At 56.3% G+C, this 16,012-nt stretch carries 18 protein-coding genes and 1 pseudogene; 10 read left to right on the top strand and 9 right to left on the bottom strand.

Annotated features, from left to right (window positions below; translation table 11 throughout):
• Window position 1 precedes the first annotated feature (1 nt).
• The 4 genes from ACQG1K_RS18330 to ACQG1K_RS18345 are packed head-to-tail and all read right to left on the bottom strand — an operon-like array spanning window position 2 to window position 2,412.
• A complete protein-coding gene (locus ACQG1K_RS18330; RefSeq protein ID WP_038416707.1) occupies window positions 2–751 on the bottom strand; it encodes an SDR family oxidoreductase in 750 nt (249 codons plus the stop codon).
• Complete coding sequence (locus tag ACQG1K_RS18335; RefSeq protein WP_003860047.1) at window positions 751–1,773, bottom strand: aromatic ring-hydroxylating oxygenase subunit alpha; 1,023 nt, start codon at window positions 1,771–1,773, stop codon at window positions 751–753. Before ACQG1K_RS18335 ends, ACQG1K_RS18330 begins: the two co-directional genes overlap by 1 nt.
• 10 nt (window positions 1,774–1,783) lie before the next feature.
• The gene (locus tag ACQG1K_RS18340; protein WP_032626155.1) at window positions 1,784–2,092 is read right to left on the bottom strand and encodes a recombinase-like helix-turn-helix domain-containing protein; all 309 of its coding nucleotides are present in this window, start codon (window positions 2,090–2,092) and stop codon (window positions 1,784–1,786) included.
• Window positions 2,089–2,412: a Rieske (2Fe-2S) protein gene (locus ACQG1K_RS18345; RefSeq protein WP_003860044.1), complete on the bottom strand. Its 324-nt coding sequence runs from the start codon at window positions 2,410–2,412 to the stop codon at window positions 2,089–2,091. Before ACQG1K_RS18345 ends, ACQG1K_RS18340 begins: the two co-directional genes overlap by 4 nt.
• A 415-nt stretch (window positions 2,413–2,827) precedes the next feature.
• Between ACQG1K_RS18345 and ACQG1K_RS18350 the strand changes: the two are divergent.
• Window positions 2,828–3,160, top strand: a pseudogene (locus tag ACQG1K_RS18350) (MFS transporter); the annotation flags it as partial.
• Window positions 3,161–3,236: 76 nt separating this feature from the next.
• On the opposite strand, the gene speB reads toward ACQG1K_RS18350, so the two are convergent.
• The 4 genes from speB to ACQG1K_RS18370 form a co-directional block, all read right to left on the bottom strand.
• Complete coding sequence (speB, locus tag ACQG1K_RS18355) at window positions 3,237–4,157, bottom strand: agmatinase (RefSeq protein ID WP_017382921.1); 921 nt, start codon at window positions 4,155–4,157, stop codon at window positions 3,237–3,239.
• Window positions 4,158–4,367: 210 nt separating this feature from the next.
• Complete coding sequence (gene speA / locus ACQG1K_RS18360; RefSeq protein ID WP_022649348.1) at window positions 4,368–6,344, bottom strand: biosynthetic arginine decarboxylase; 1,977 nt, start codon at window positions 6,342–6,344, stop codon at window positions 4,368–4,370.
• An 8-nt stretch (window positions 6,345–6,352) separates the two neighbouring features.
• Entirely contained in the window at window positions 6,353–6,484 is a 132-nt protein-coding gene (gene yqgB, locus ACQG1K_RS18365; protein WP_057979949.1) for an acid stress response protein YqgB, read from the bottom strand.
• A gap of 94 nt (window positions 6,485–6,578) precedes the next feature.
• Entirely contained in the window at window positions 6,579–6,719 is a 141-nt protein-coding gene (locus tag ACQG1K_RS18370) for a hypothetical protein (RefSeq protein WP_418251239.1), read from the bottom strand.
• A gap of 425 nt (window positions 6,720–7,144) precedes the next feature.
• Here ACQG1K_RS18370 and metK point away from each other — a divergent pair, with 425 nt between their 5' ends.
• The 8 genes from metK (at window position 7,145) to ruvX (ending at window position 14,281) form a co-directional block, all read left to right on the top strand.
• A complete protein-coding gene (gene metK / locus ACQG1K_RS18375) occupies window positions 7,145–8,299 on the top strand; it encodes a methionine adenosyltransferase (protein WP_003860037.1) in 1,155 nt (384 codons plus the stop codon).
• A 416-nt stretch (window positions 8,300–8,715) separates the two neighbouring features.
• Window positions 8,716–10,113: a galactose/proton symporter gene (gene galP / locus ACQG1K_RS18380; RefSeq protein ID WP_367076197.1), complete on the top strand. Its 1,398-nt coding sequence runs from the start codon at window positions 8,716–8,718 to the stop codon at window positions 10,111–10,113.
• A gap of 59 nt (window positions 10,114–10,172) precedes the next feature.
• On the top strand, window positions 10,173–10,670 hold the full coding sequence (locus tag ACQG1K_RS18385) for a SprT family zinc-dependent metalloprotease (RefSeq protein ID WP_032626162.1): 498 nt from the start codon (window positions 10,173–10,175) through the stop codon (window positions 10,668–10,670).
• Window positions 10,671–10,764: 94 nt separating this feature from the next.
• A complete protein-coding gene (gene endA, locus ACQG1K_RS18390; protein WP_022649352.1) occupies window positions 10,765–11,472 on the top strand; it encodes a deoxyribonuclease I in 708 nt (235 codons plus the stop codon).
• Window positions 11,473–11,523: 51 nt separating this feature from the next.
• Window positions 11,524–12,255 (top strand): 16S rRNA (uracil(1498)-N(3))-methyltransferase, encoded by a 732-nt coding sequence (gene rsmE, locus ACQG1K_RS18395; RefSeq protein WP_003860033.1) that lies wholly within the window; start codon window positions 11,524–11,526, stop codon window positions 12,253–12,255.
• Window positions 12,256–12,282: 27 nt separating this feature from the next.
• On the top strand, window positions 12,283–13,230 hold the full coding sequence (gene gshB, locus ACQG1K_RS18400) for a glutathione synthase (protein ID WP_003860032.1): 948 nt from the start codon (window positions 12,283–12,285) through the stop codon (window positions 13,228–13,230).
• Window positions 13,231–13,304: 74 nt separating this feature from the next.
• On the top strand, window positions 13,305–13,865 hold the full coding sequence (locus ACQG1K_RS18405; RefSeq protein ID WP_022649353.1) for a YqgE/AlgH family protein: 561 nt from the start codon (window positions 13,305–13,307) through the stop codon (window positions 13,863–13,865).
• The gene (gene ruvX / locus ACQG1K_RS18410) at window positions 13,865–14,281 is read left to right on the top strand and encodes a Holliday junction resolvase RuvX (protein ID WP_006811925.1); all 417 of its coding nucleotides are present in this window, start codon (window positions 13,865–13,867) and stop codon (window positions 14,279–14,281) included. The genes ACQG1K_RS18405 and ruvX overlap by 1 nt, the downstream gene beginning before the upstream one ends.
• 10 nt (window positions 14,282–14,291) lie before the next feature.
• Here the strand turns inward: ruvX and ACQG1K_RS18415 are convergent, their stop codons facing one another.
• Window positions 14,292–15,272 carry a type IV pilus twitching motility protein PilT gene (locus ACQG1K_RS18415; protein WP_367076199.1) on the bottom strand — a complete coding sequence of 327 codons (981 nt, stop codon included), beginning with the start codon at window positions 15,270–15,272 and terminating at the stop codon, window positions 14,292–14,294.
• 17 nt (window positions 15,273–15,289) lie between these two features.
• On the opposite strand from ACQG1K_RS18415, the gene ACQG1K_RS18420 reads away from it, so the two are divergent.
• Window positions 15,290–15,991, top strand: coding sequence for a YggS family pyridoxal phosphate-dependent enzyme (locus ACQG1K_RS18420; RefSeq protein ID WP_023298569.1), 702 nt, complete (start codon window positions 15,290–15,292; stop codon window positions 15,989–15,991).
• Window positions 15,992–16,012: the final 21 nt, after the last annotated feature.

A 16,012-nucleotide genomic window follows, 5' to 3' on the forward strand; every position in this document is an offset into this window, starting at 1 on the left:
CTTAGTTAAAGACAAAACCGCCGTTGACCGGGATCAACTGTCCGGTGATGAACCGCGACAGATCGCTTAACAGCCAGACCACGCTGCCGGTGACGTCTTCCGGCTGCTGCGCGCCCGTTAACGCACGGCCGTTTTCGTAGAGTTGATGCCGTTCGGCGGGGACATATTCCGTCGCCTCGACGCGGGTTAGCCCCGGCGCGATGGCGTTAATGCGTATACGCTTTTCACCCAGTTCGCGCGCCATTGAGCGGGTCATGGCAATCACGGCGCCCTTGCTGGCGACGTAGGCCATCAGGCGCGGAGCGCCCCACAGTGCGGTGTCGGACGCGACGTTCACGATGCCCGCCCCCTCGCGTAGCAGCGGTACGGCGGCGCGCGTTACCAGCCAGGTGCCTTTGACGTTGACGCTCATCACCCGATCCCAGAGATCCGGATCGTAATCGAGCATATTTTTGCCGCCGACGCCCGTCGCCATCGCCGCGTTGTTCACCAGGCCGTCAATCAGCCCCTGCTCGCCAATCGCGCTGAACACCTGCTCAATGGACTGCGGATCGGCCAGATCGATAACGTGCGATTCGATCGCATATCCCCGCTCGCTCAGCCGGTGGGCGCTCTCGGCCAGCTCGCCTTTGAGGATGTCGCACATCACCACCGCCGCGCCCTGCTCCGCGCAGGCCTGGGAAAAGTGAAAGCCCAGCCCGCGCGCGGCGCCGGTTATGACGATGCGCTTACCGCTCAGCAGCCCGTTCATCAGGCGGCCCCCTGCTGTGCTTCACGCATCGCCAGCTGCTCTTTGGCGGCCTTTTGCATCATGCGGCGCAGGCGCGAGAGGCCAACGTCGTGCTGATACAGGTATTCATGATCGCGGGCGTTTGGCGCCAGGCTCTCCAGCACCACGCGGTCCTGCTCCAGCACTTCCCAGTGCAGTTTTTCCAGCCGGTTGCGGTACATGAAGCGCCACATATCGCGCTGCCAGCCCTGCACGCGGCGGATGCGCCAGAAGAAGACGCGGCAGTTGTCGTTATCTTCCGGCACCACCATGCCGACGATAAAGAAGTGGCCGCCCGGCCCGAAACGCTTCTTGTACGGAATGGAGAGACGCATCCAGCAGGTGCCGCTGTTGCCCAGCTCCACCCAGTCGAAGTTGACGCCGCTCTGCCCTTTCTTCTCAAAGATAAAGCCGGTTTTGGTCGGCTGGAGCACCATGTCGGCCTTGCGATCCCCTTCCGCCATTGAGTGCGAGGAGGAGTGCAGATAGGTGCCGTGCATCGGGTCCATCACGTTTTCCAGCGCGTACTGGTAATTGCATTTCCACGCGGCGGTGCAGAGGAAGTTGCTGAAGCTGTCCGTGTCGGCGAGTTCATCCGGGAAGGTCAGTTCGTCCGGCTGCTGATCCGCGGTGACGCCAAACCAGAGGAAGATGGCGCCGTGCGCCTCCTGCACGTTATAGCTGCGCACGCACTGCTGGCCGACCAGCGGACATTTATCCACAGCGGGCACGTCTTTCACCTCGCCGTTGCCCGCCACCTCTACGCCGTGATACCAGCAGGCGATGCGGTCGCCGAGGTTCCAGCCCATCGACAGGCGCGCGCCGCGGTGCGGACAGCGGTCCTCCAGCGCCTGCACCTGGCCGTCTTTGTTGCGCCAGACCACAATCTGCTCGCCCAGGCGGGTGATGCCCACAGGAGCAGACTGCACTTCCCAGCTCGCCAGCACCGGATACCAGAGGCCGCGCAGGCCTTTATCCAGATAGTGTTGTACGGTCGTCGTCATCGCTTTGCCCTCAGTAGCCGTTAACCTGTAAGAATGCCTGGAAGCTGGCGTCGCTCCACGGCTCACCCTGCTGGTCGTGCATGCGCACCGCGTTCAGCCCGTTTACCAGCTCCGGCAGGGTTTCAACGCCCTGCTCGAAGAGATCTTCCAGCGTCGCAATCAGCTTCACCTCCCAGCTTTCCGGCTCGCGGCTGCGGGTCTGCCAGATCAGGTTCTGGTACTCGCCCGGCTTGTGAATGGCGCCATTACCGCCCTCTGCCGGCGGGGTAAACTGGCGGCTTTCCGGCAGCGCCGGGTTGTAGTTCAGCGTGTCGCTCATGCCACGGTCTCCTCAACAAAGGTAATCTGAATCTGGTTTTCAAAGACCCGAACCGGGTAACGGTTGAGGTTGCGTCCTCCGGGGCCGTGCAGACACTGGCCGGTTTTGACGTCGAACACCGCCTCGTGCAGCGGGCATTCCACCTTGCCGTCTTCTACGAAGCCCTGACTCAGCAGGGCATAGGCGTGGGGGCATACGTCTTCCAGCGCGTAATATTCACCGTCGATCAGGTAAACGCCGATCTCTTTCCCGTCGACGTTGCCGCTAAAAGGGAAATCTTCCTGTACTTGTTCTGCGTCACATACGCCTATCCAGCTCATCACGATCCTCCAGGCTTTTGTTTCATATATGAAACTCTGTTTCTTATTTAATACGGTCAATATAAAAGCGATGAATGTTTCGTCAAGCGACAATGTGACGAATTTGTTAATCGATCGGCAATTAATTAACTAAGTGTGCAAGGGATCACGAAAAAATGCAGCGATATGAAATTTTCATTATTACAGCGTGAGAAATACGTTTTTTTAATGGTCTCTTATTTTGAATAAAAGATATTGACTTCCTTTCTTTTTACTCTTTAAAAATAAATTAACGTCACATCTTTCGCGTTTCATCGGTGAAACTGATTTTTAATTTATCTTTAATAAACAATGAGTTTCACAGGTGAATCATTTTAGCTCCGTGACAATCACATTGATGAAAAATATAAGTTACAAAAAACGTAAGGCGGACATGATGACGGCAAGATGGCAAGGCACGATTGCGCTTTTATTACTCATTATTATTTCGTACGTCGATCGGGTAAATATCTCGGTAATGATTTTAAACCCGGAATTTGCCGAACATTTTCAGTTAAATGAAAACAGAATGTTACAGGGTCTACTCATGACCTGCTTTCTTCTGGGTTATGGTTTTTCCGCTCTATTATTAACGCCGGTTATTGAAAGCAAACTTCATTATCGGCAGGGATTATTAAGCAGCATTGCGATTTGGGCCGCGGTCTGCGCGGTTTCGCCTTTGTTAGGCTCGCTGACGGGAATGGTCATCGCCCGCGAAATAACCGGGGTTTGTCTACACCTTCACGCTGGCCTGGGGAATGTTGCTGCTGCGCATGCACCGCGCAGCAGCAATCAGCGCGTAAGGCTTATTCGCCTTTTTTCGCCGCCTGGATGTAGAGCATTTCCAGCGCCAGGGTCGCCGCGGCCAGCGCGGTGATCTCGGACTGGTCATAGGCCGGAGCCACTTCCACCACGTCCATCCCGACAATGTTCAGATCCTTCAGGCCGCGCACCAGCTTGATGGCGCGATCTGAGGTCAGGCCGCCGATCACCGGCGTACCGGTGCCCGGCGCAAATGCCGGATCCAGGCAGTCAATGTCGAAGGTCAGGTAGACAGGCATATCGCCGACGATCTGCTTAACCTGAGCCAGAATATCGTCCACGCCGCGATCGTTCACCTGGCCCGCGTCGAGTACGGTGAAGCCGTTGTCTTTGTCGAACTCGGTGCGGATGCCGATCTGCACGGAGTGGTTCGGATCGATCAGGCCTTCTTTCGGCGCGGTGTAGAACATGGTGCCGTGGTCGAATTCGCAGCCGTTTGCGTAGGTGTCGGTATGCGCGTCAAAGTGCACCAGCGCCATTTTACCGAAGTGCTTCGCGTGGGCGCGCAGCAGCGGCAGGGTCACGAAGTGGTCACCGCCGAAGGAGAGCATGCGTTTACCGGCCGCCAGCAGCTTCTCGGCGTGCGCCTGCAATTTTTCGCTCATTTCGCGCGCGTCACCGAAGGCGTACACCAGATCACCGCAGTCCACCACGTTCAGGCGCTCGCGCATGTCGAAGTTCCACGGGAAGCGGTTGTGCTCCCAGGCCAGGTTGGTGGAAACCTGACGGATTGCCGCCGGGCCATGACGTCCACCCGCACGACCGGACGTTGCCATGTCGAACGGTACGCCGGTGATCACCCAGTCAGCATCGCTGTCGTAAGGCTGGAAGTTCATCGGAAGGCGTAAAAAACCAAACGCGTTAGATACCAGAGAATTATCGTACTGATGACCTAAAGTGCTCATGTCCTGACCTCTTATAAAGTCGATACATTAAAAACAGATGAAAAAAAATCCCCTCCGCGTCGTTAAACCCGACGAGGAAGGGATTGATTCGTAAATCGCATAGTGGGGCGAATTATCGCCGTTAATTCATACGGGTTCAAGTGAGTATAGGGCATCGTGCGGTCTGATGCCCTCACCCCAACCCTCTCCCACCGGGAGAGGGAGGTTTTACTACTCGTCTTCCAGATACGTATACCCGTACAGACCCGCTTCAAACTCTTCCAGGAACTGCTGCTGCAAGGCATCGTCCAGACCGGTGTTTTTGACCTGATCGCGGAACTGGGTGAGCAGTTTTTTCGGATCCAGCTGAACGTATTCGAGCATATCCGCCACGGTGTCCCCTTCGTCGGACAGCTCAACCTCCACGCTGCCGTCAGGGAAGACAAACACGTCAACCGCTTCGGTATCACCGAACAGGTTGTGCATGTTGCCGAGGATCTCCTGATACGCACCCACCATAAAGAAGCCCAGCATTGGCGGGTTCTCCGGATCGTACTCCGGCATTGGCATGGTCGTTGCGATACCGTCACCGTCGACGTAGTGGTCAATCGCGCCGTCTGAGTCACAGGTAATGTCCAGCAGCACCGCGCGGCGTTCCGGCGCATGATTCAACCCTTCCAGCGGCAGAACCGGGAACAACTGGTCGATACCCCAGGCATCCGGCATCGACTGGAACAGGGAGAAGTTGACGTACATTTTGTCCGCCATACGTTCCTGCAACTCGTCGATAATCGGACGGTGTGCGCGGTTGCTCGGATCGAGCTGCTTCTGCACTTCATGGCACATGTTCAGATAGAGCTGCTCCGCCCACGCGCGTTCCTGCAGGCTAAAGGTGCCTGAAGAATAACCGACGTGAATGTCGTGCAGATCCATCTGGCTGTCGTGCAGCCATTCGCGCAGAGAACGACGCGTGCCCGGCTCGTGCATCTCCTGCCAGGTTTCCCACATGCTTTGCAGGGAACGTGGAGCATCGTCTGCCGGAGGCGTGGCTTCAGTGATTTCGCTGCGCTCAACGCCGATGATGTTAGAGACCAGCACCGTATGGTGCGCAGTGACCGCGCGGCCGGATTCGGTGATCACCGTCGGGTGCGGTAGGCCGTGCTCTTCGCAGGCATCGCCAATCGCCCAGATAATGTTGTTGGCGTATTCGTTCAGGCCGTAGTTGACCGAGCAGTCAGACTGCGAGCGTGTCCCTTCGTAATCCACGCCCAGGCCACCGCCCACGTCAAAGCACTGAATATTTACGCCAAGCTTGTGCAGCTCAACGTAGAAACGTGCCGATTCACGCACGCCGGTGGCAATGTCGCGAATGTTGGCCATCTGCGAGCCAAGGTGGAAGTGCAGCAGCTGAATGCTGTCCAGACGACCGCGCTCGCGCAGAATTTCCACCAGCTGAAGCACCTGGTTCGCCGCGAGGCCGAACTTGGATTTTTCACCGCCGGAAGACTGCCATTTACCGGAACCCTGCGACGCCAGTCGCGCACGCACGCCAAGCCGTGGGATCACGTTCAGACGCTCGGCCTCTTCCAGCACGATCGCGATTTCGGTCATCTTCTCGATCACCAGATAGACCTTGTGGCCCATCTTCTCGCCAATCAGCGCCAGACGAATGTATTCGCGGTCTTTATAGCCGTTACAGACGATCACCGACCGGGTCATGCCCGCGTGCGCCAGAACCGCCATCAGCTCCGCTTTGGAGCCAGCTTCCAGGCCCAGCGGTTCGCCGGAGTGGATCAGGGACTCAATCACGCGACGGTGCTGGTTTACCTTGATCGGGTAAACAAGGAAATAGTCGCCGTTATAACCATACGATTCCCGCGCGCGTTTGAACGCGGCGTTAATAGAACGCAGGCGATGTTGCAGGATCTGCGGGAAGCAGAACAGTGCAGGCAAGCGCTGACCCTGGGCTTCACGGGCTTTCACCAGCTTAGCGAGATCCACGCGCGCTTCCGGGACGTCCGGATCCGGGCAGACACTGATGTGGCCCAGCTCGTTAACGTCGTAGTAGTTATTGCCCCACCAGGCAATATTGTAAGTGCGCAGCATCTTGCTGGCTTCCTGGGAGCTCATCGCAACCTCCTGCATAGAACGTAGTACACCCTGTTCGCCTGCTGACGAAGGCGAAAGCGAAGACATGTCGTCAGACATAGCGAACCTCAACTCTTTGTATTAAGTGTAAAACAGTTGACTACTATCGCAGCGTTATACGGCGATAACAACCCATTAACGGCTCCATTTCCCAGCAGAGTATGCTGAAATCCAGACCGTGCGACCGGTTTCTTATTCATATCATTGTAAAACACGTATCCGAACTCTGTATGACAAGGTTCGGCGAAACCACGAGAAAACTCCTGTATTAACAAGAGCGCCCTTGTTCAGTTTTCACAAAGCGTGACCGGCTCTGGAATCCTGAGAAGCACCGAGATGGGTATAACATCGGCAGGTGTTTAGACCAGAAGTGCGGGTGGGAATCAAATGCGCGCCAGAACGACTGCGCTGAATGAGCGGAAAACAATGGTTCATTATCTCGTATCACCTCCACGGCCGCCTCTGCTGAAACGGACCACAAGCCAAAGCTAAAAGTTCACTGCTTAACCCGGCTGGAAGTGGCGACACGATGTGTTCATCGAGCGCTTATTTTATATGAGCCGCGCGCCGCGTTTTATACCGAGAAGGTCGCTAAAAAGCAAAACAAAAATGCGCAGGTTGCCAGCGCCGTCAGGAAAAATTTCCAGCCGTGTTTTCAACGCAGTGAGAGGTGAGTCAAAAAAAACTGGAAATCGGGTGAAGAAGTGACCTAAAATAGACGTCCAGATGTTAATCCATCCATACCGATTAACACTCAGACTGCCAGTGTCAAAATCCTGCAGGCCTTGGTAGAATTATCTCCTTTGGCTATTCCACACAGCAGTTCGAGCTAACCAAATTCCTTTTAGGTGAAATAAAACATGGCAAAACACCTGTTTACGTCCGAGTCCGTATCAGAAGGACATCCTGATAAAATTGCTGACCAAATCTCCGATGCGGTGCTGGATGCGATCCTCGCGCAGGATCCAAAGGCGCGCGTAGCGTGTGAAACCTATGTCAAAACCGGCATGGTTCTGGTTGGCGGTGAGATCACCACCAGCGCATGGGTTGATATCGAAGAGATCACCCGTAACACGGTGCGTGAGATCGGTTATGTACATTCTGATATGGGCTTTGATGCCAACTCCTGCGCCGTACTGAGCGCTATCGGCAAACAGTCCCCGGACATCAACCAGGGCGTTGACCGTGCCGATCCGCTGGAACAGGGCGCGGGCGACCAGGGCCTGATGTTCGGCTACGCGACCAACGAAACCGACGTGCTGATGCCAGCGCCGGTGACTTACGCACACCGTCTGGTGCAGCGTCAGGCTGAAGTGCGTAAAAACGGCACCCTGCCGTGGCTGCGTCCGGATGCGAAAAGCCAGGTGACCTTCCAGTATGACGACGGGAAAATCGTCGGCATTGATGCCGTGGTTCTTTCCACGCAGCATGCTGAAGAGATTGACCAGAAATCCCTGCAGGAAGCGGTGATGGAAGAGATCATCAAGCCGGTTCTGCCAACTGAATGGCTGAGCTCTGCGACCAAATTCTTCATCAACCCAACCGGACGCTTCGTTATCGGCGGCCCAATGGGTGACTGCGGTCTGACCGGTCGTAAAATCATCGTAGATACCTACGGCGGCATGGCGCGCCACGGTGGCGGCGCGTTCTCCGGTAAAGACCCGTCTAAAGTGGACCGTTCTGCGGCGTACGCTGCACGTTATGTGGCGAAAAACATCGTTGCTGCGGGCCTGGCTGACCGCTGTGAAATTCAGGTTTCCTACGCCATCGGCGTGGCTGAGCCAACCTCCATCATGGTGGAAACCTTCGGTACTGAAAAAGTGCCTTCTGAACAGCTGACCCTGCTGGTGCGTGAGTTCTTCGACCTGCGTCCATACGGTCTGATTCAGATGCTGGATCTGCTGCACCCAATCTACCAGGAAACCGCAGCGTACGGTCACTTTGGTCGCGAACATTTCCCTTGGGAAAAAACCGACAAAGCCGCCCTGCTGCGTGATGCTGCCGGTCTGAAATAATCGACTGCCAGCAGCTTAAACAGGCCAACCTTTGTGCTGGCCTTTTTTATGTCGGGTGGCGGCTATGCCTTACCTGACCTACGGGTAGTGAATTTTTGTAGGCCGGGTAAGGCGCAGCCGCCACCCGGCAATGTTTGGAACCGTTTACACCTCACTCTCTATACCCCGCTTTCAGAATATTCTCTTTGCATGATCGCATTTCTTCTGCTGTTACATTCCCTTTCAGTTAAGTCTGAAATTTGTGCAAACGCGATGCATATCAATTAATTTACCTCTATATTTTCAAAGCTTTAATTATTTTTACGGTTACAAACTAGTGTAACCGATTACACCGTTGTGATTTGACTCACATATTTTTATGAGCCGCTCACCTACTCTTAATATCGTAAAAACTGATAACCCAACTGGAGGGCATAATGCCTGACAATAATAAACAGGGGCGTACGTCCAATAAGGCAATGACGTTCTTCGTCTGCTTCCTCGCCGCTCTGGCAGGATTACTCTTTGGCCTGGATATTGGCGTAATTGCCGGTGCATTACCTTTCATCACCGATGAGTTCCAGATTAGCGCACACACTCAGGAATGGGTGGTCAGCTCCATGATGTTCGGTGCCGCCGTCGGCGCGGTCGGCAGCGGCTGGCTCTCCTTTAAGCTCGGGCGTAAAAAGAGCCTGATGATCGGCGCGATCCTGTTCGTTGCCGGCTCACTGTTCTCTGCCGCTGCGCCTAACGTTGAAGTGCTGATCCTCTCCCGCGTGCTGCTCGGTCTGGCAGTGGGCGTGGCGTCTTATACTGCCCCGCTGTACCTGTCTGAAATCGCACCGGAAAAAATCCGCGGCAGCATGATTTCCATGTACCAGCTGATGATCACCATCGGTATTCTGGGGGCTTATCTTTCCGATACCGCCTTCAGCTACAGCGGCGCATGGCGCTGGATGCTGGGCGTCATCATCATTCCGGCCATTCTGCTGCTGATTGGTGTCTTCTTCCTGCCGGACAGCCCGCGCTGGTTCGCCGCCAAACGCCGCTTCCACGATGCCGAACGCGTGCTCTTACGCCTGCGTGATACCAGCGCCGAAGCCAAAAACGAGCTGGAAGAGATCCGCGAAAGCCTGAAGGTCAAACAGTCCGGCTGGGCGCTGTTCAAAGAGAACAGCAACTTCCGCCGCGCGGTGTTCCTCGGTGTGCTGTTACAGATCATGCAACAGTTCACCGGGATGAACGTCATCATGTATTACGCGCCGAAAATCTTCGAACTGGCGGGCTACACCAACACCACCGAACAGATGTGGGGCACCGTGATCGTCGGCCTGACCAACGTGCTGGCGACCTTTATCGCTATCGGTCTGGTGGACCGCTGGGGGCGTAAACCAACCCTGACGCTGGGCTTCCTGGTGATGGCCATCGGGATGGGCGTGCTGGGTACCATGATGCACATGGGCATTCACTCCCCAACGGCACAGTACTTCGCCGTGGCGATGCTGCTGATGTTTATCATTGGGTTTGCGATGAGCGCCGGTCCGCTGATTTGGGTACTGTGTTCTGAGATCCAGCCGCTGAAAGGGCGTGATTTTGGTATCACCTGCTCTACCGCAACCAACTGGATTGCCAACATGATCGTCGGCGCAACGTTCCTGACCATGCTCAATACCCTGGGTAATGCCAATACCTTCTGGGTCTACGCCGGTCTGAACCTGTTCTTTATTGTTCTCACGATCTGGCTGGTTCCTGAAACCAAACATGTTTCACTGGAACACATTGAACGTAACCTGTTGAAAGGTCGTCCTCTGCGCGAAATCGGCGCACACGACTGATCCTCCTGCGGGGAGGCGCCTCTTGCGCCTCCCCGCTTCCCGCTTTATGCTCTGCCCCTATGAAATCTCCCCGTCTCCCCATCGCCATTCAGCAAGCCGTTATGCGCAGCCTGCGGGAAAAACTCGCCCAGGCCAACCTGAAGCTCGGCCGCAATTATCCTGAACCGAAGCTGGTCTATCAGCAGCGTGGCACCGCGGCGGGCACCGCCTGGCTGGAATCGTATGAGATCCGCCTGAATCCGGTGTTGATGATGGAAAATCAGCAGGCGTTTATCGAAGAAGTGGTGCCGCACGAGCTGGCCCACCTTCTGGTGTGGAAACACTTTGGCCGCGTCGCGCCGCACGGCAAAGAGTGGAAATGGATGATGGAGGCGGTGCTCGGCGTTCCGGCTCGCCGCACCCACCAGTTCGAGCTGGAATCGGTACGCCGCAATACGTTTCCCTACCGCTGCCAGTGCCAGCAGCACCAGCTTACCGTCCGCCGTCACAACCGCGTGGTGCGCGGCGAGGCTACCTATCGCTGCGTAAAGTGCGGCGAACCACTGGTGGCGGAATAATCGCTCGAACTTTCAGGAACTTTCCTGATCTGACTGATTGCATACGGGAACAACATTCGTTACGTTGCGGGCTCGTTTTGACACGGAGTGTAAGATGTCCCGTAATGTTTCTCTCGCAGTCGCTTTTCTGGCGACGGCGCTCTCCGGCCATGCTCTGGCCGACGGTATTCACAGTTTCTCACAGGCAAAAACCGCAGGCGTAAAGATTAACGCCGACGTACCGGGTGATTTCTACTGCGGCTGTAAAATTAACTGGCAGGGTAAGAAAGGGGTCGTGGATCTGGGATCCTGCGGCTATAAGGTGCGCAAGAACGAGAACCGCGCCAGCCGAATCGAATGGGAACACGTTGTTCCGGCCTGGCAGTTTGGCCACCAGCGCCAGTGCTGGCAGGACGGTGGACGTAAAAATTGCGCAAAAGATCCGGTCTACCGCCAGATGGAAAGCGATATGCACAACCTGCAACCCGCAGTGGGTGAAGTCAATGGCGACCGCGGAAACTTCATGTACAGCCAGTGGAACGGTGGCGAAGGCCAGTACGGTCAGTGCGCCATGAAGGTCGATTTCAAAGAGAAACTCGCCGAACCGCCTGCCCGCGCGCGCGGCAGCATCGCCCGCACTTACTTCTATATGCGTGACCGCTACGATCTCAACCTTTCCCGCCAGCAGACGCAACTCTTCAATGCCTGGGACAAGCTCTACCCGGTGACGGACTGGGAATGCCAGCGCGACGAACGTATCGCCAAAGTCCAGGGGAATCACAACCCTTACGTCCAGCGGGCTTGCCAGGCGCAAAAGAGCTAACCTACACTACGGCAATTCGCTTATATCGCATGACACATGGAATTTCTGACTATGCGCATCCCTCGCATCTATCACCCTGAACTGATTACCCCAGGCGGCGAAATCGCCCTGTCTGATGATGCCGCAAACCACGTAGGCCGCGTGCTGCGCATGGGCGCAGGCCAGGCGATTCAGCTCTTTGACGGCTCTAATCAGATTTTTGACGCTGAAATTACGCGCGCCGATAAAAAAAGCGTGCACGTGAAGGTGCTGCGTGGCGACGTGGACGACCGGGAATCCCCGCTGCACATTCACCTTGGCCAGGTGATGTCGCGCGGGGAAAAGATGGAGTTCACCATTCAGAAATCCATTGAACTGGGTGTAAGCCTCATTACGCCACTTTTTTCTGAGCGCTGCGGCGTTAAACTGGATGCGGAACGTCTGAACAAAAAGATCCAGCAGTGGCAGAAAATTGCCATTGCAGCCTGTGAACAGAGTGGCCGCAACCGCATCCCGGAGATCCGCCCGGCGATGGATCTGGAGGACTGGTGTGCAGAAGAGGAAAGCGGGCTTAAGCTTAATCTTCATCCGCGCGCCAGCGCCAGCATCAATACGCTGCCGCTGCCCGTTGAGCGCGTACGCCTGCTGATTGGCCCGGAAGGCGGCCTGTCGGCTGACGAAATTGCCATGACGGCGCGTTACCAGTTTACTGATATTCTGTTGGGACCTCGCGTTCTGCGCACTGAGACAACGGCACTCACCGCCATTACCGCGCTACAGGTGCGATTTGGCGATCTGGGTTGAAGCAAAGACCCATAACCGGAGAAGAAGATGATTAAGCTCGGCATCGTGATGGACCCCATCGCAAACATTAACATTAAGAAAGATTCCAGCTTCGCTATGCTGCTGGAAGCGCAGCGTCGCGGCTATGAACTCCACTATATGGAGATGAACGATCTGTACCTGATCAACGGTGAAGCCCGCGCACGTACCCGCATCGTTAACGTCGAGCAGAACTACGAAAAATGGTACGAATTCGGCACCGAGCAGGATATTGCCCTGGCCGACCTTAACGTCATCCTGATGCGTAAAGATCCGCCGTTCGACACCGAATACATTTACTCCACCTATATCCTTGAACGTGCCGAAGAGAAAGGCACGCTGATCGTCAACAAGCCGCAGAGCCTGCGCGACTGCAACGAGAAGCTCTATACCGCATGGTTCTCTGACCTGACGCCGGAAACGCTGGTCACCCGCAGCAAAACGCAGCTGAAAGAATTCTGGCAGAAGCACGGCGACATCATCATGAAGCCGCTGGACGGCATGGGCGGCGCATCGATCTTCCGCGTGAAAGAGGGCGACCCGAACATTGGCGTGATTGCCGAAACGCTGACCGAGCTGGGGACCCGCTACTGCATGGCGCAAAACTATCTGCCGGCCATTAAAGACGGCGACAAGCGTGTGCTGGTTGTAGACGGCGAGCCGGTGCCTTACTGCCTGGCGCGTATCCCGCAGGGTGGTGAAACCCGTGGCAACCTGGCGGCCGGAGGTCGTGGCGAACCGCGTCCGTTAAGCGAAAGCGACTGGGAAATTGCCCGCCGCGTCGGCCCTACGCTGAAAGCCAAAGGCCTGATCTTCGTTGGCCTCGATATCATCGGCGATCGTCTGACCGAAGTGAACGTCACCAGCCCGACCTGCATTCGTGAGATCGAAGCGGAATTCCCGATCTCGATCACCGGAATGCTGATGGACGCTATCGAAAAACGTTTACAGAAATAACCTGTGACAGCGCCTGTGTTTATCCCCATACTGGGCGCTGTCGCTTTTTAAACCAGGAAACAGTACCTCTGACAATGAATTTACAGCATCACTTTCTTATTGCCATGCCTGCTCTCCAGGATCCGATTTTCCGCCGCGCCGTGGTCTATATTTGCGAATACAACGAAGACGGCGCAATGGGGATTATCATCAATAAGCCGCTGGAAAACCTTCAGGTCGAAGGCATTCTGGACAAGCTGAAAATCCCTGCTGAAGCGCGGCTGCCGGAAATCCGTCTTGATAAACCGGTGATGCTCGGCGGACCGCTTGCAGAAGATCGTGGCTTTATCCTGCATACCCCGCCGGTTTTCTCGTCCAGCATTCGTATCTCCGATAACACCGTCGTCACCACCTCTCGCGATGTGCTCGAAACACTGGGCACGGCAAATCAGCCTTCTGAGGTGCTGGTTGCGCTCGGCTACGCTTCCTGGGAAAAAGGGCAGCTGGAACAAGAAATTCTGGACAACGCCTGGCTGACGGCCCCTGCGGATATGAATATCCTGTTTAAAACCCCTATCGCCGATCGCTGGCGTGACGCGGCAAAACTGATTGGCATTGATATTCTGACCATGCCTGGCGTTGCGGGGCACGCGTAATGAGCGGCACCCTTCTCGCCTTTGACTTCGGCACCAAAAGCATCGGCGTCGCTGTGGGTCAACGGATCACCGGCACCGCCCGCCCGCTCACAGCGCTGAAAGCTAACGACGGCACGCCGGACTGGAACCTTATTGAGCGCTTGCTCAAAGAGTGGCAGCCGGACGACGTGATTGTCGGTCTGCCGTTGAACATGGACGGCACCGAGCAGCCGCTTACCGCCCGCGCGCGCAAGTTCGCGAACAAAATTCATGGCCGCTTTGGTGTCTCCGTTAAGCTGCACGATGAACGTTTGAGCACCGTCGAGGCACGCGCTGGCCTGTTCGAGCACGGTGGCTTCCGGGCGTTGAACAAAGGCAGCGTGGATTCAGCTTCAGCCGTCATTATCCTCGAAAGCTATTTCGAACAGGGTTACTGAGCGCCGGGGCCTACAGCCGCCCCTGCGCCCGTCGCTCCGCCAGACTCTGCTCAAAGTTCTGCATCCCCGCCTGCTGCCCCGTTTGAATAATGCCCAGCAGTTGCCAGGTTTTGCCTTCGCGGATCAGGTTTGCCGCCGCCGACGTATTCACCAGTAGCTCATACAGCGCCACCCGCCCGCCCTGGACATCCTGACGCAGCTTCTGCGCCAGTACCGCACGCAGGCTTCCCGCCAGCTGATTACGAACCGGATCTTTCTCCTGCGCCGGGAAGGTATCGACCAGGCGCTCGATCGCCTGCGCCGCACCGCGCGTGTGCAGCGTGGCCAACACCAGATGGCCAGTCTCAGCCGCCGTCAACGCCAGGCGTATCGTCTCGCTGTCGCGCAGCTCACCAAGCAGAATCACATCCGGATCTTCACGCAGCGCACTGCGCAGGGCCTCGGCAAAGGACGGGCTATGCTGGCCTATCTCCCGCTGCCGGATGAGGCAACGTTCACTCTGGTACATAAACTCCACCGGATCTTCCAGGGTCAGAATGTGCCCGTCCGTATGGTGATTGAGAAAATCGACCATCGCGGCCAGGGTGGTCGATTTCCCGCTGCCGGTGGCGCCGGTGACCAGAATCAGGCCATTGTCATTGGACAAAAGCTCCGGGATCGCGCGCGGCACGCCTAGCGCAGAGAGCTGCGGACACGTCAGCGGCAACAGGCGTAGCGCGATCGAAACGCCGTGCATATGCTTAAACGCACTGCCGCGCAGCCGCTGACCGCCTGTGAGGGTAACGGCAAAATCTACCTGCCCGTTTGCCCACCAGGCACCCTGCTGCTCGTCGTTGAGCCACGCTTTTAATAACGCCTCCACATCGGGGGGCGGAAACGGCGCAGGTTCAAGACGGCCTGACCTGCGCCAGCGCGGTGGTGAATCACTGCACAGGTGTAGATCGGAGACGTTATGCTTTACACTAAGGGCCACAATTTCTTCCACATCCATAGACAACTCCTCGGAAAATGAACGACATTGCGCATAACCTGGCACAGGTCCGGGACAAAATCTCAGCCGCGGCAACGCGTTGCGGCCGTGCTTCAGAAGAAATTACGTTGCTTGCAGTCAGCAAGACCAAGCCTGCGAGCGCCATCGCAGAAGCGATAGCCGCCGGTCATCGTGCCTTTGGTGAAAACTATGTGCAGGAAGGCGTAGATAAGATTCGCGCTTTCCGGGAGCGGGGAAATACAGACCTGCAGTGGCACTTTATCGGTCCGCTACAGTCGAACAAAAGCCGTCTGGTAGCAGAGCACTTCGACTGGTGTCACACCATCGATCGTCTGCGTATCGCTACCCGTTTGAGCGACCAGCGCCCTATGGAGATGCCAGCGCTTAACGTGCTGATTCAAATCAACATCAGTGATGAAAACAGCAAGTCCGGCATTACGCTGAGCGAACTGGATGCGCTGGCGGCGGACGTGGCGGCGTTGCCGCGCTTAACCCTGCGCGGACTGATGGCCATTCCGGCACCAGAGTCAAGTTATGAAAGGCAGTTTGCCGTAGCACAGCAAATGGCTGTAGCATTTGAGGCGCTTAAAGCGCGCTATGACACGGTAGACACGCTTTCTCTGGGCATGTCGGACGATATGGAAGCCGCCATCGCGGCAGGCAGCACCATGGTGCGCATCGGCACAGCAATTTTCGGTGCGCGCGATTACACCCAATAATAAGGAAACCTGAGGAACGCC

This window comes from Enterobacter cloacae complex sp. 402C9 (assembly GCF_050030745.1).
Taxonomy (GTDB): Bacteria; Pseudomonadota; Gammaproteobacteria; order Enterobacterales; family Enterobacteriaceae; genus Enterobacter; species Enterobacter intestinihominis.